Origin of the sequence: Curtobacterium sp. NPDC089689 (assembly GCF_044749145.1) — a bacterium.
Lineage (GTDB): Bacteria > Actinomycetota > Actinomycetes > Actinomycetales > Microbacteriaceae > Curtobacterium.
In genome coordinates, this window is record NZ_JBIVHJ010000001.1 from 222,998 (window position 1) to 237,458 (window position 14,461).

Sequence of the window (14,461 nt, forward strand, 5' to 3'; positions counted from 1 at the left end):
ACCACAGTGAAACTCACGGTCATCGGTGGCGGATCCACCTACACCCCCGAACTCGTGGACGGCTTCGCCCGGCTCCGCGAACAGCTGCCGATCGACGAGCTCTGGCTCGTCGACCCCGACCCCGAGCGCCGCCGGTTGGTCGGCGGCGTCGCGCAGCGGATGTTCGCGCACGCCGGGCACCCGGGCACGGTGCACGTCACGGACGACGTGGTCGCCGGGGTGTCGGACGCCGACGCCGTCATGTTCCAGCTCCGCATCGGCGGACAGGCGGCGCGGCAGCAGGACGAGACGTGGCCGCACGAGGCGTGCTGCATCGGCCAGGAGACCACCGGACCCGGCGGGTTCGCCAAGGCGCTCCGGACGGTTCCGGTGGTCCTCGAGTACGCAGATCTGGTCCGCGAGCACGCGAAGCCCGACGCCTGGATCGTGGACTTCACGAACCCCGTCGGCATCGTCACCCGTGCGCTGCTCGACGCCGGGCACCGCGCGGTCGGGCTCTGCAACGTCGCGATCGGGTTCCAGCGCCGCTTCGCCCGCGAGTTCGACGTCGCCCCCGAGGCGGTCCGGCTCGACCACGTCGGCCTGAACCACCTGACGTGGGAGCGCGGGGTGCACGTCCGGTCCGCCGACGGGACGGAGCGCGACGTCCTGCCGGACCTCCTCGCTGCCGACAGCGGAGCCCTCGACCGGATGGCCGAGAGCGTGCACATGCCCGCCGACCTCATCCGACTCCAGCACGCCGTGCCCTCGTACTACCTCCGTTACTTCTACGCCCACGACGTCGTGCTCGAGGAGCAGTTGCACGAGCGCACCCGCGCCGAGGCCGTCATGGACACCGAGCGGGCACTGCTCGCGAAGTACGCCGACGAGGCCGTCGTGACGAAGCCGGCCGAGCTCGAACAGCGGGGCGGCGCGTACTACTCCGAGGCCGCGATCGACGTGCTGTCCTCGATCCTCGGCGACCGCGGCGACGTGCAGGTCCTCAACGTGCGGAACGACGGCACGTTCCCGTTCCTCCCCGACGACCACGTCATCGAGGTCCCCGCGCGCGTCACCCGGCAGGCGATCACCCCGCTGCCGGTCGCGCCGCTCGCTCCGGACACGGCCGGACTCGTCTCGCACGTCGCCGGCTACGAGCGGCTCGCCCTCGAGGCCGCGCTCCACGGTGGTCGCGACCGGGTGCTCCGGGCGATGTGGGCGCACCCGCTCGTCGGACAGGTCGACAAGGCCGAGCGCCTGACCGACCTGCTGCTCGCCGCGAACGCCGACCTCCTCCCCTGGGCGGGCGGCGCGCTCGCCGGAGCACGATGACCACCGCGGACGGCGTGGTCCGCGCGCCGAGCTCCTCCGGGTACGGCTCAGACGACGTCGTGCGCTCCGACGACGTCGTGCTCGCCGTCGACGGCGGCGGCAGCAAGACCGACGTCGTCGCGATCGGGCTCGACGGTTCGCTGATCGCCCACGCCCGAGGGCCGGGATCGAATCCGCAGACGCGGGGTTGGGCGGCCGTCGGGCCGGTGCTCGACGAGGTCCGCGCCGCCGTGCTCGACGAGATCGGCACACGCGAGGTCCGGACGACACACGTCTACCTCGCCGGGCTCGACCTGCACGACGAGCTCGTCGCGGCCGAGGCAGCACTCGCCCACTGGTCGGAGGACGGCGGAGCACCGGACGTCCTCGACAACGACCTGTTCGCCCTGCTCCGTGCCGGGACGCTCTCGCCCGACGCCGCGGCGCTCGTCTGCGGCACGGGCATCAACGCCCTCGCGGTCCGGGCCGACGGCGCCACGATCCGCTACCCGGCGATCGGGGACGTCTCGGGCGACTGGGGCGGTGGCGCCTACCTCGGCAACCGGGCACTCTGGCACGCCGCCCGCGCCGACGACGGCCGCGGCCCGGCGACCGCCCTCGTCGACGCCGTCCCGCGGTCACTCGGGTTCCGGTCCGTCCGCGAGGTCACGGAGGCCCTGCACTTCGGACGCCTCGACCCCGCTGCCGTCGGTCGGCTCTGCCCGGTCCTCTTCGACGTAGCGGGCGACGGGGACGCGGTCGCCCGGTCGGTCGTCGAGCGGCAGGCGGAGGAAATCGTGCTCATGGCCTCGGTCGCACTCGAACGCCTCGGTCTCGGCGGCACGGACACCCCGGTGCCGATCGTGCTCGGCGGCGGGGTCCTCGCGGCACGGCACCCACTCCTCGTCGAGCCGGTCGTCGCCGGGTTCGCCGAGCGGGTGCCGGGTGCGGTCCCGACGTGGGTCACGGCGCCGCCGGTGCTCGGCGCGGGACTCGCGGCGCTCGAGTCGGTCGGGGCCGGACCGGAAGCGCTGGACCGGTACCGCGCAGCGGTCCTCGGACGCGAGTTCGCGTCGACGGCCGCGCCGATCGTCTGAACGCACCACACGACGGACGGGAGGCCCGTGGCGGCGCCGCCACGGGCCTCCCGTCCGTCTGCTGCGTGCGTCGCGCGCAGAGTGCGGACAGCACGACGAGACTCGTGGTGCGCGACATGCCTCGCGCTCCTGAGCACGAGACCGGTCGCTCAGCACGAGACCCGCGCCGCGCAGCTGCTGCTGCTACGCGGCGGCCGTGACCGCCCGCCCGAGCAGGCCGAGCGTGTCCACGACCCGGTTCGAGAAGCCCCACTCGTTGTCGTACCAGGCGACGACCTTCACGTGCCGGCCACCGTCGACCCGGGTGAGGAGCGAGTCGAAGATGCTCGACGCCGGGTTCTGCTGGACGTCCGTCGACACGATCGGGTCGCTCGTGTACGCGAGCACCCCGGCGAGCGCTCCTCCGGCGGCGGCGCGGTAGGCGGCGTTGACCTCGTCGACGGTGACGTCCCGCCCGACGACCGTGTTGAGCTCCACGATGGACCCGACCGGGACCGGCACCCGGATCGCGTCGCCGGACAGCTTGCCGTCGAGGCGCGGCAGCACAAGACCGATCGCCTTCGCCGCGCCGGTGGTGGTCGGCGCGATGTTGACCGCGGCCGCGCGGGCCCGGCGGAGGTCCCGGTGCGGGCCGTCCTGCAGGTTCTGCTCCTGTGTGTACGCGTGCACGGTCGTCATGAAGCCGTGCTCGATGCCGGCGAGGTCGTCGAGGACGGAGGCGAGCGGTGCCAGCGCGTTCGTCGTGCAGGACGCGTTCGACACCACCGTGTGCCGGTCCGGGTCGAACGCGTCCGTGTTGACGCCGTACGCCAGGGTCACGTCGGCACCGGTCGCCGGAGCGCTGATGAGCACCCGTCGTGCGTCGGCGTCGAGGTGCTGCGCCGCGGCGTCGCGGGAGGTGAACCGGCCGCTGGACTCGAGGACGACATCGACGCCCAGCTCGCCCCACGGCAGGGCGGACGGTTCGCGCTCGGCGAGCACACGGATGCGGTGCCCGTCGACCACCAGGAAGTCGGTGCCGTCGTCGTGCGCGACCTCGACGGTCCCGGCGAAGGGCCCGAGGGCGGAGTCGTACCGGAACAGGTGCGCGAGGGTGTCGGGCGCGGTCAGGTCGTTGACGGCGACGACCTCGAGCCGGTCACCGTCGGAGCGGTGGGCGGCGTCTCCTGCGCGCGCGAGCAGGGCGCGGAGCGTGTTGCGACCGATGCGGCCGAAGCCGTTGATGCCGATGCGGGTCATGGCGTTCCTTTCGTTCGACCTCCATGCTCACCGGCGGCCGCGGACTCCCCCAGTGGCGCTCGCGCCCTCTTCCGGAAGGATCTCGCCAAGCTCCCTCACTCCTGCTGGAAGGTCCTCCGGTACGCCGTCGGCGTCACCCCGAGCACCCGCCGGAAGTGCAGCCGGAGGTTCGCGTCCGTCCCGAGTCCCACCCGCGCGGCCACCTGGTCGATCGCCAGGTCGGACCGCTCGAGGAGCTCCCGTGCGAGGTCGACCCGTGCCCGCAGCACCCACTGCATCGGGGTGTACCCGGTCCCCTCGACGAAGCGCCGCGAGAACGTCCGGGTGGAGACCGCCGCGTGTCCGGCCAGGTCGGCGAGGGTCAGCGGATCCCCGAGGTGTCGCAGTGCCCACTCCCGGGTGTCGGCGTACGTCGCATCGGTCGGCTCCGGGACCGAGCGCTCGATGTACTGCGCCTGCCCGCCGCTGCGGTGCGGCGCACTGACGAGCCGTCGCGCGACGTGGTTCGCGAGCCCGACGCCGTGGTCACGCCGAACGAGGTGCAGGCAGAGGTCGATGCCGCTCGCCGCTCCCGCGCTGGTCAGGACGCTGCCCTCGTCGACGAAGAGGACGTCCTCGTCGACGTCGACCGCGGGGTACCGGTCACGGAGGACCCGCGTGTAGTGCCAGTGCGTCGTCGCCCGGCGCCCGTCGAGGAGTCCTGCGGCGGCGAGCGCGAACGCTCCGGTGGAGATCGCCGCGATGCGCTTGCCGTCGGCATGGGCTCCCCGGAGGGCGCGGACGACGGCCTCGGGCGGCGGGGTGTCAGCCGGGAAGCGGTAGCCCGGCACGAAGACCGTCTCGGCCCAGTCGACGGCTTCGAGCCCGCGGCCGACGGCGTACGAGAGTCCGTCGCCGCCCCGTACCGTGCCCGCCCGTGGCCCGCAGACCCGGACCTCGTACGGCATGCTCGGGCGGTTCGAGAACACCTGCGCGGGGATCCCGACGTCGAGGGGCTTCGCGCCGGGCAGGACGAGGACGGCCACGCGGTGCGGACGGTCGGCCATGCGCCGACGCTAGCCGATCAGCCGCGGCCACCGGGCGGACCGGCCGCGGCCACCGGGCGGACCGGCCGCGGCAGCCGCCGGGTCAGGTGTCGTGGACGGCCAGGACGCGGTGCGGGGACGCGGCCTCGGCAACCCATCCGGTCGGCAGCGCCCGTCGGAGCTCGTCCACCGTGAAGCTCCGTCGGATCGACCGGAGGCCGTCGACCCGCACGAAGGTGCCCGCGGCCACGAGGGGCGACGCCAGGGCGTAGGAACGGTAGGCGCTGCGCGAGCGCCGGATGTCGGAGTGCACCACCCGTGACGCGGCGAGGCGCACGGAGTCGGCGAGGAAGCCGGAGCGTTCGTCGTCGCCGAGGTGGTGCAGCACGTGGTTCGAGACCACCACGTCGAAGCGTTCACCGGCCGCGACGAGGTCCCCGCTCGACGCTTCCCGGAACGTCGCGCCCCGGAGCCGCGATCGGCTGGCCGCGGCGATCGCACGCGGGTCGGGGTCGACGCCGACGACCTCGACGTCGAAACCGTCGCTCGCCGCCCACCGGACGAGTGCGCGGGCGAGGTCGCCGCCGCCGCATCCGAGGTCGAGCACCCGGCCCCGCCCGGTCGGCGGCAGCGCGGGCATGACGTGTGTCCGCCACGCCGTCCGCCACCCGCTCACGAGGGCGTTCACCACGGCGAAGCGCCGGAAGGTCCGGTCCAGCGCGCGCGGGTCGCAGTCGGGGTCGTCCATCAGCTCGCGCAGCGCGAGGTCGCGGACCGAGAGGTCGACCGGGAGGCCCGGCCCGGCCCCGTGGCGCCGGCTCACGGCCGGCCTGCGGTCACCGCTGTGCCGATGGCGAGCGGGTCGGTGTCGGCGTCGGTGGCGTCGGCGTCGGCGTCGGTGTCGGCGTCGGCGTCGCCCGCGACGGTCCCCGGCGCGGCTCCGGCGATCCCGGTGCGCGCCGGAGCCGCCACGGTGAGGCGCGCGCACTCCACGGTGAGTCCCGGCCCGAACGCGAGGGCGATGACCGGGTCACCGTCCCCGAGGCCGCTCCCGAGTGCCTCGGCGAGCACGAACAGGACGGTCGCGCTCGACATGTTCCCGTGCTCCCGGAGGACGGTCCGGCTCGCGGCGATGGCGTCGGCGGGCAGCCCGAGCGCCTCCTCCGTCCGGTCGAGGATCGCCCGGCCACCGGGGTGCACGGCCCAGGTCGGGACCGCAGCGGCCGGAGCGTCGCCGAGCAACGGGGCGACCGCGGCACCGACGTGCTCCCCGATGAGCTTCGGGACGGCCGCGGAGAGCACCATCTCGAAGCCCTCGTCACCGATGTTCCACGCCATGTCGCCCGCACCCTCGGCCACGACGCTCGTCGCGAAGTCGTCGATCCGGAGGCCCGGGCCGTCAGCGGCGACCACCGCCGCCGCCGCCCCGTCGCCGAAGACGCTGTTCGACACGATCTGGTCCGGGTCGTCCGAGGTCCGGACGTGGAGCGTGCAGAGCTCGGCGCAGACGACGAGCACCACCGCGTCCGGGTCGGCGTCGACGAACGCGGCGGCGATGCGGAGCGCCGGGAACGCCGCACAGCAACCCATGAACCCGATGTGCTGCCGGAAGACCGAGGGGCGGAGGCCGAGCTGTTCGACGACGTCCAGGTCGGGCCCGGGCTGGGTGAACCCCGTGCACGAGACCGTCACGACGTGGGTGATCGTCTCCGGCGCCGTCCCCGCACGGTCGAGCGCGTCACGGGCGGACGCGACGAAGAGCGGCGGGGCGAGGACCCGGTACGCGTCGTTCCGGGACCCGGTCGACGGGGAGACCAGCGCACCCCGGACGTCGCGGAAAGCACCGGCGTCGGCCGCCGGGTCGAGCTCGGGCAGCACGGTGTGTCGGGTGTCCACGGCGGACCCGTCGAACGCCGCTCCGATGAGCCGCTGCGCCAACCGCGACGTGGCGGTCTGACCGCGGAAGAGGTCGCGGACGGCGGACTGTCCGAGGGTCGTCTGCGGGACGGCGGTACCGATGGCGCGGATCGTTGCAGACACGACTCATCCTGTCACCGGGTCGCTGACGCGTCCCCAGGTTGCGTCGGAACGGGAACGGCACCGTGGAACGGACACAGCACCGTGGAGGACCACGGTGCTGTGTCCAAGCTGGTTCCGCCGGGCTCGGCGGCGGGTGTGTCAGCCCCGCTGCGTCAGCCCTGCTGCGTCAGCCCTGCTGCGCCCGTTCGAGCACGAGCTCGCGGACGCGCGCGGCGTCGGCCTGGCCCTGCATGGCCTTCATGACCGCGCCGATGATCGCGCCGGCCGCCTGGACCTTGCCGTCCTGGATCTTCGCGAGGACGTCCGGCTGCGCGGCGAGTGCCTGGTCAACCGCGGCCGTGAGCGCGGAGTCGTCCGAGACGACCTTCAGCCCGCGCGACTCGACGACCTGCGCCGGCGATCCCTCGCCGGCGATGACGCCTTCGAGGACCTGACGCGCGAGGCGGTCGGTGAGGTCGCCGGACTCGACGAGCGCGATGAGCTCGGCGACGTGCTGCGGCGACACGAGGTCGCCGGCGGAGGCGTCCTGTGCGTTCGCGACACGGGTGATCTCACCCGTCCACCACTTGCGCGCGGCCTGGGGCGCTGCACCGGCCGCGACCGTGCCCTCGACCTCGTCGAGCAGGCCGCCGTTCACGACGTCCTGGAACTCGAGGTCGGCGAAGCCCCACTCGCCCTTGAGCCGACGACGACGAGCGACCGGCGCCTCCGGCAGCGCGGCACGCAGTTCCTCGACGAGCGCGGGGTCGGGCACGACGGGCAGGAGGTCGGGCTCCGGGAAGTAGCGGTAGTCGTCCGCGTCCGACTTCGGACGGCCGGCCGACGTCCGACCGGTGTCCTCGTGCCAGTGCCGGGTCTCCTGCGTGATCGTGCCGCCGGCCGCGAGGATCGCCGCCTGCCGCTGGATCTCGTAGCGGATGGCGCGTTCGACCGAGCGGAACGAGTTGACGTTCTTCGTCTCGGTGCGGGTCCCGAGCTTCTCCTGTCCGCGCGGGCGGAGCGAGATGTTCGCGTCGCAGCGGAGGTTGCCGCGCTCCATGCGGGCCTCGGAGACACCGAGCGCCCGGACGAGGTCACGGATGACCTGCACGTACGCCGCGCCGAGTTCGGGTGCACGGTGCTCGGTGCCGAAGATCGGCTTCGTGACGATCTCGACGAGCGGGACACCCGCACGGTTGTAGTCGACGAGCGAGTACTCGGCGCCCTGGATGCGTCCGGTGGCACCGCCGACGTGCGTGAGCTTGCCGGCGTCCTCCTCCATGTGGGCGCGCTCGATCGGCACCTGGAAGATCGTGCCGTCCGCCAGCTCGACCTCGACCTCGCCCTCGTACGCGATCGGCTCGTCGTACTGCGAGATCTGGTAGTTCTTCGGGTTGTCCGGGTAGAAGTAGTTCTTCCGCGCGAACCGCGACGACTCGGCGATCGAGCACCCGAGCGCGAGCCCGAGGCTGATCGAGTACCGGACGGCCTGCTCGTTCACGACCGGCAGCGACCCGGGCAGCCCGAGGTCGACCGGCGTCACGTTGGTGTTCGGCTCGCCGCCGAAGAAGTTCGGCGCGTCGGAGAACATCTTGGTCTTCGTGCCGAGTTCGACGTGCACCTCGAACCCGAGCACCGGCTCGTAGCGTTCGAGTGCCTCGTCGAAGTCCATCAGGGCTTCCTTCTGCGCCATCAGATCACGCCTTCCTGCGCTGCCGACTGCTGGGAGGCGTCCAGGTCGGGGATTCGGTCGATGAGCGGGGCGCCCCACTGCTGCTCGAGCAGACGCTCGAGCGCGGCACCGTAGCGGTAGAGCCGGGCGTCCTCGCGCTGCGGCGCCATGAGCTGCACACCGGTCGGCAGGCCGTCCTCGGGCGCGAGGCCGTTCGGGATGCTCATGCCGGGCACACCCGCGAGGTTCGCCGGGATCGTGGTGAGGTCGTTGAGGTACATCGCCAGCGGGTCGTCCATGCGGTCGCCGAACGGCAGGGCCGTCGTCGGCGCGGAGGGGCTGAGGAGCAGGTCGACCTTGTCGAAGGCCGCCGCGAAGTCGCGCTGCACGAGCGTGCGGACCTTCTGCGCGGAGCCGTAGTACGCGTCGTAGTAGCCGGCGCTCAGCGCGTAGGTGCCGAGGATGATGCGTCGCTTGACCTCGGGGCCGAAGCCGACCTCACGCGTGGCGGCCATGACGTCCTCGACGGTCGCACCGTTCTCGGGCGTGACGCGGAGGCCGAAGCGCACGGAGTCGAACTTCGCGAGGTTCGACGACGCCTCGGCCGGCAGGATCAGGTAGTACGCGCTGATCGCGTAGGCGAACGAGGGGGCGTCGATCTCGACGACCTCGGCGCCTGCCGACTCGAGGAGCGCGACGGTCTCCTGGAACCGCTGGGTCACACCGGCTTGGAAGCCCTCGCCACCCGCGAGCTCCTTGACGACACCGACCGTGAGTCCGCGCAGCGTGTCGGCCTGGAGCCCCGCCCGGGCGGCGTCCGCCATCGAGGGCCACTCCGCCGGGATCGAGGTCGAGTCGCGCGGGTCGTGCCCGCCGATGACGTCGTGCAGCAGCGCGGCGTCGAGCACCGTCCGCGACACCGGGCCGATCTGGTCGAGCGACGACGCGAGGGCGATCGCGCCGTACCGGCTCACGCCGCCGTAGGTGGGCTTCACGCCGACGGTGCCGGTGAACGCGCCGGGCTGCCGGATCGAGCCACCGGTGTCGGAGCCGAGCGCGAAGGGCGCCTCGTACGCGGCGACCGCAGCCGCCGAGCCACCACCGGAGCCGCCGGGGACGCGGTCGAGGTCCCACGGGTTGTGGGTCGGGCCGTAGGCCGAGAACTGCGTGGTCGACCCCATGGCGAACTCGTCCATGTTGGTCTTGCCGATCGGCACCAGGCCGGCGGCACGCAGCTTGGCGACCGGGGTGGCGTCGTACGGGGGCCGCCAGCCCTCGAGGATCTTCGAGCCGGAGGTCGTCGGCATGTCCTGCGTGCACAGGACGTCCTTCACTGCCACGGGCACGCCGGCGAGCGCCCCGAGCTCGTCACCGGCCGCGCGGCGGGAGTCCACCGACTTCGCGACGGCGAGCGCGTTCTCGTTGACGTGGAGGAACGCGTGCACGTCCCCGTCGACGGCAGCGATGCGGTCGAGGTGGGCCTGCGTGGCCTCGACGCTCGAGACGTCGCGGGCGACGAGGGCATCGGCGAGCGCAGCGGCGCTCAGCTTGGTGATGTCGGTCACGGTCGTGGCCCCTTACTGCTCTTCGCCGAGGATGGCGGTGACCCGGAAGCGCTCACCGTCGGAGTCGGGCGCACCGGAGAGCGCCTGCTCCTGCGTGAGGGTCGTCCCGACCTCGTCCGGGCGGGTGACGTTCTCGAGCGGGACCGGGTGGCTCGTCGCCGGGACGTCGGGCGTCGCGACCTCGGTGACCCGGGCGACGCTCTCGACGATGTGCGCGAGCTCCCCGGTCATCTTCTCGATCTCGTCGGGCGTGAGTGCGATACGCGCGAGGCTCGCCAGGTGGGCGACCTGCTCGCTCGTGATGTCAGGCATGGTGCTCCGTCGATTGCGTTCGTGGGATGCGCACCAGTCTACGGCGGACGCCAGGGCGGCCTGGTCGAGGCCGCCCCCCCCCCCCTGTGGACGAGACGACCCGTCACACCACCGGTGCAGGGACGAACTGACCAACGCGACCCGGCGAGGCGGGGTCGCGCCGCGCCTCCCGACCGTCACCGGCCGGTCGTACCGCCCTTGCCCGTCCCGCCGCTCTTCCCGGTGGCACCGGATCCGCCGGCGGTGCCGGCACCCGCCGGTGCAGCCGGCGCGCCCGTCTGCTGCTGACCGGGCTGCTGCGTCCCGCTCGTCGGCTGGTCCCCCGGCGTCGCGGGCGAAGCCGCCCCGTTGCCGGACTGCGAGCCCGCCGAGCCCGCCGAGCCCGACGAGGACGACGACGCGTGTCCGATCATCGCCGGGTCCGGCGTCGGCAGCGCATCGCCGCCGTAGTGCCCGTCGAGGTAGGTCATCATCTGCTTGCCGACGCCGAACTTCGCGCTGTACCCGGTCGTGTTCTGCAGGAACGGCGTGTTCGCGAGCCCGACGTTGCCCTGCACGTTGCCGATCCACGTCGCGTTCGTGTACTTCGTGCTCGACGCGACGAGCCAGTTCTGCACGTCGCTGTCGGTCGTACCGGTCTTCGCGAACTTCGGGGTCGAGTCGTTCGGGTTCGCCTTCGCGGCCGTGCCGTTGCCCTTCAGCACGCCCTGGAGCGCGTAGTCGACCGTGCCCGCGACGGCCGGGTCGACGCCCTGGGTGCAGGACGACTTCGTGGGCGTGATCTTCGTGCCGTCGGCCTCGGTGACGGAGTCGATCGCGGTCGGGGTGCAGACGATGCCGTCGTTCGCGAAGCCCGCGTACGCCTCGGCGAGGTCGATGGGAGACAGGTTGTTCGTGCCGAGGATCATCGACGGGACCGAGCTGATCTTGCCGCCGTTCGCGAGGTGGATGCCCATCTTCTCGGCGAGGTTCGCGATGTTGCACAGGTCGAGCTGCTTGCCCATGGCGGCGAACGCGGTGTTGATCGACTCGCTCGTCGCGGCCTGCACGGACATCGAGGCCGGGACCGCCTCGGCGTTCGCCACGTTCCACACTCCCCCGATCCCCTCGCACGAGTTGGTGAACTCGGATGCCTGGTAGGTGTGCTCGGTCGTGCTCACCGAGTCGCTCAGCGTGTGCCCGGTGGCGAGCCACTCCGCGAGCGTGAACACCTTGAACGTCGAACCGGTCTGGAACCCGCCCGAGTTGCCGTAGGCGGTGTCCGCGCTGTAGTTGACCGCGGTCGTGCCCGGCGCGCTGCTGTCGCCCTGCGTGTAGGCGGTGTTCTGCACCATCGACAGGATGCGGCCGGTCCCCGGTTCCACCGTGACGTTCGAGCCGCCGACGTCGACGCCGGCCATCGTCGCGGGGACGTACGCGGACAGTGCTAACTGCCCCTGCGCCTGCAGGTCGAGGTCGAGCGACGTGTGGATCTGCAGACCCTTCGTGTCGAGCGTCGCGATGCGCTCGGCCGCGGTCTTCCCGAACGCCGGGTCCTGCAGCACCTCGTCGCGCACGTAGTCGCAGAAGTAGCCCGCGTCGAAGCCGGAGGCCGCGGTCGAGCAACCGTTCGCCGTCGCGGTGATCTTCGGCTGGACCGGCGTCGCGATGGCCGCGGTCATCTGCGCCTTGGTGATCGAGTGGTGCGCCTCCATCCGCCGGAGGACGTAGTCGCGACGCTCCTTGGTGAGGGCGTACCCGTTCGCCTTGCCGTTCGCCTTGTCGGAGGGCTGGTCGATGCGCAGGTTCGACGGGTTGTTGAGGATCGCCACGAGGGTCGCGGACTGCACGAGGGAGAGGTCCTTCGCGTGCACGCCGAAGTAGTACTCCGCACCCGCCTCGGCTCCGTAGACCCGGCCGCCGAGCCCGACGATGTTGAGGTAGCCGGTGAGGATCTGGTCCTTCGAGTACTTCTTGTTCACGGCGATCGCGTACCGCATCTCCTGCAGCTTGCGCTGCGGGGTGACACCGGCCGCGTCCGCGTAGCAGGCGTCGACCTTCGCCTTCGTGGCCGCCGCGTCCTTGCCGGTCAGCGACTCGCACTGCTGCACGAGGACGTTCTTGACGTACTGCTGCGTGATGCTCGACCCGCCCTGGACGTCGCCGCCGACCGCGGTCGCCGCCGCGCCCCGGAGGGTGCCGATGACGTCGATGCCGCCCTCGTCGTAGAAGCGGGGGTCCTCGGTGTCGATGGCGGCCTGCTTGAGGGAGTCCGCCATCTGCGCGCTCGTCACGTTCGTCCGGTTCTCGGCGTAGAAGGACGCGATCTTGACCTGCTTGCCGCCCTTCGTCGCGTAGACGGCGGACACCTGCTGCGGCGTCTGGATGTCGAGGTAGTCGGGCAGGTCCTCGAAGAAGGACGCCGCGCCGGACGCGCCCTCGCCGACGACCGCCACGGCGGGCGTGACGGCCACCGTCACGAGCATCCCCGCGAGGACGGACATGCCGAGGAAGGTCAGGAGGGCCGCCGGCCACCGGATCACACGCATGGCGAGCACGCTAGGTGGGCGCCCTGGGTTGGTTCTGCCGCGGAACCACCGCAGACTGCACCGTCGCTCAGGTTGCCGCTCAGGCTGACCACGTGGCCGCTCGGCTCCCGCGCAGGGCTGCGGATCCGGCCTGGAGGCACGGCGAACGCCCGACGGACCGGCCGGCGGTCACGATCGGGTCACGGTGCGCCCCGGCACGGTCGCGTCCGGCGGCGCGGTCGCGTCAGTCGCGCTGCTGGACGTCCTGGGGCCGGACGAGGTACATGTCCGGCGTGCCGGGCACGCCACCGCCGCCGGTGCCCTCGCCCCGTCGGAGCTGCTCGCGCACCAGGTCTCCCCGGCCGACGGCGATGAGGGCCACGTCGTGCAGCGATGCGGTGCCGGGTTTGAGGTAGTCGTTGTGTCCCGACGGACGACGGAACGCGTCACCCGCCGCACTGGTGTCCGCGCTCCCGGCGAGGTCGAGCAGGGTCGAGCCGAAGGACGCCGAACCGGGGTCGGTGCCGAAGTACCCGGATCCGGCGATCGGGTCGCTGTGTGCACCCCCAACGAAGACCTCGCCCCGGGTCACCGCGAGCTGCGATGCCGTCCGGACGGAGCTGCCGGGCGACCCGAGCACGGTGAGGCTGTCCGCGTGCATCCGCCCCGAGGCCAGGGCGATGAGCGCCGTCGTCGAGCCGTACGAGTGCGCGACGATGTTCAGGCGCGGCTGTTCGGTGTCGCGGACCTCACGCAGCCCGGTCACCGCACGCTCGAGCCGTTCGGCTCCGGTCTGCGCGAGCGAGAGCGACAGGATGTTCGACAGGTCCGGCGTGCGGTACCCCATCCACGCCACGACGGCCACGCCGTGTCCGTGCCCCGCGGCGGCCAGGGGCGCGAGCGTCGCCTGCTCCGTGGCGAGGTCGTTCGCGGTGTCGGTGAAGTCCCGCATCTGCCCGGTGACGGTGAAGAACATGCCGGGGACGACGACGGTCACGTCCGCCGCGGTCGTGAGGTCGCCGATCGCGATCGCTGCCCGTCCGGCACCGCGGGTGTCGAGCGTGACGAGCGTCCGCCGGGGGTCGCCGGGAGCGGACTCGAGCGAGCGGCGGACCTGGCCGAGCATCGCGGTCTCGGCGGACGGGGTGGCGGGGTCGTCGAGGGCCGCGGTGAGCGTGATGCGGTTCGCGCGGTCCCGGACGGCGTACGGAACTCCCTCGAGGTTGCCGACGACCCCCGGCGCGAGTGTCTCCAGGACCTGGTGCTCGTCGTCGCTGAGACCTGCCCACCACGACGCGACCTGCCGCGCCGTCGGCGGGTCGTCCTGCACGGTGGCCACGACGGCCGGGTCGACGGCCACGCGCCGGAGGTCGGCGGTCGGCATCGACACCAGGTCGTCGAGGAACTCGTTGCCCGGGGCGTGCGCGACGGCGTCGGCGTCGATCTGTACCCCGATCGCCCCGCTCTGGGGCGCTGAGAGGTCCTCGAGGACGCGCTGCGCGGTGTGCACGACGGCCACCGGCGTGGGAGCGGGCACGGCGGGGGCCTCGACCACTCCGAACGAGTGCATCGAGGCGGTGAGCAGAGCCGCGGCGATGAGCAGCAATCGGGTCTCCCCCGGGAAGGCCGTCCCGTCGTCCCCCTGCAGACGACGGGTGATGCTCCGTCGAGTCTACGGAAACCGGCCCGTCTGGGAACATGCCTGTTGCAACTTGGCCCCCCAACTGGGTGCACC

General features: G+C 72.5%; 11 protein-coding genes. 2 read left to right on the forward strand and 9 right to left on the reverse strand.

Annotated features, from left to right (window positions below):
• The first annotated feature begins 6 nt into the window (after positions 1–6).
• Positions 7–1,311 (forward strand): 6-phospho-beta-glucosidase, encoded by a 1,305-nt coding sequence (locus tag ACIPYW_RS01065; protein ID WP_400410019.1) that lies wholly within the window; start codon positions 7–9, stop codon positions 1,309–1,311.
• A complete protein-coding gene (locus tag ACIPYW_RS01070) occupies positions 1,308–2,387 on the forward strand; it encodes an N-acetylglucosamine kinase (RefSeq protein ID WP_400410021.1) in 1,080 nt (359 codons plus the stop codon). The genes ACIPYW_RS01065 and ACIPYW_RS01070 overlap by 4 nt, the downstream gene beginning before the upstream one ends.
• Positions 2,388–2,570: 183 nt before the next feature.
• Here the strand turns inward: ACIPYW_RS01070 and gap are convergent, their stop codons facing one another.
• From gap to ACIPYW_RS01115, 9 genes are all read right to left on the reverse strand, one after another.
• Entirely contained in the window at positions 2,571–3,626 is a 1,056-nt protein-coding gene (gene gap, locus ACIPYW_RS01075) for a type I glyceraldehyde-3-phosphate dehydrogenase (RefSeq protein WP_400410024.1), read from the reverse strand.
• Between the two features lie 95 nt (positions 3,627–3,721).
• On the reverse strand, positions 3,722–4,672 hold the full coding sequence (locus ACIPYW_RS01080; RefSeq protein ID WP_400410026.1) for a GlxA family transcriptional regulator: 951 nt from the start codon (positions 4,670–4,672) through the stop codon (positions 3,722–3,724).
• An 82-nt stretch (positions 4,673–4,754) separates the two neighbouring features.
• Positions 4,755–5,474, reverse strand: coding sequence for a methyltransferase domain-containing protein (locus ACIPYW_RS01085; protein WP_400410028.1), 720 nt, complete (start codon positions 5,472–5,474; stop codon positions 4,755–4,757).
• A complete protein-coding gene (locus ACIPYW_RS01090; protein WP_400410029.1) occupies positions 5,471–6,691 on the reverse strand; it encodes a type III polyketide synthase in 1,221 nt (406 codons plus the stop codon). The genes ACIPYW_RS01085 and ACIPYW_RS01090 overlap by 4 nt, the downstream gene beginning before the upstream one ends.
• 166 nt (positions 6,692–6,857) lie before the next feature.
• Entirely contained in the window at positions 6,858–8,363 is a 1,506-nt protein-coding gene (gene gatB / locus ACIPYW_RS01095; protein ID WP_400410031.1) for an Asp-tRNA(Asn)/Glu-tRNA(Gln) amidotransferase subunit GatB, read from the reverse strand.
• A complete protein-coding gene (gene gatA / locus ACIPYW_RS01100) occupies positions 8,363–9,907 on the reverse strand; it encodes an Asp-tRNA(Asn)/Glu-tRNA(Gln) amidotransferase subunit GatA (protein ID WP_290132456.1) in 1,545 nt (514 codons plus the stop codon). Before gatA ends, gatB begins: the two co-directional genes overlap by 1 nt.
• A gap of 12 nt (positions 9,908–9,919) precedes the next feature.
• Positions 9,920–10,219, reverse strand: coding sequence for an Asp-tRNA(Asn)/Glu-tRNA(Gln) amidotransferase subunit GatC (gatC, locus tag ACIPYW_RS01105; RefSeq protein WP_058725353.1), 300 nt, complete (start codon positions 10,217–10,219; stop codon positions 9,920–9,922).
• 176 nt (positions 10,220–10,395) lie between these two features.
• A complete protein-coding gene (locus tag ACIPYW_RS01110) occupies positions 10,396–12,747 on the reverse strand; it encodes a transglycosylase domain-containing protein (protein WP_400410032.1) in 2,352 nt (783 codons plus the stop codon).
• 223 nt (positions 12,748–12,970) lie between these two features.
• Positions 12,971–14,332 carry an alpha/beta hydrolase gene (locus ACIPYW_RS01115; protein ID WP_400410034.1) on the reverse strand — a complete coding sequence of 454 codons (1,362 nt, stop codon included), beginning with the start codon at positions 14,330–14,332 and terminating at the stop codon, positions 12,971–12,973.
• Between the last annotated feature and the right edge of the window lie 129 nt (positions 14,333–14,461).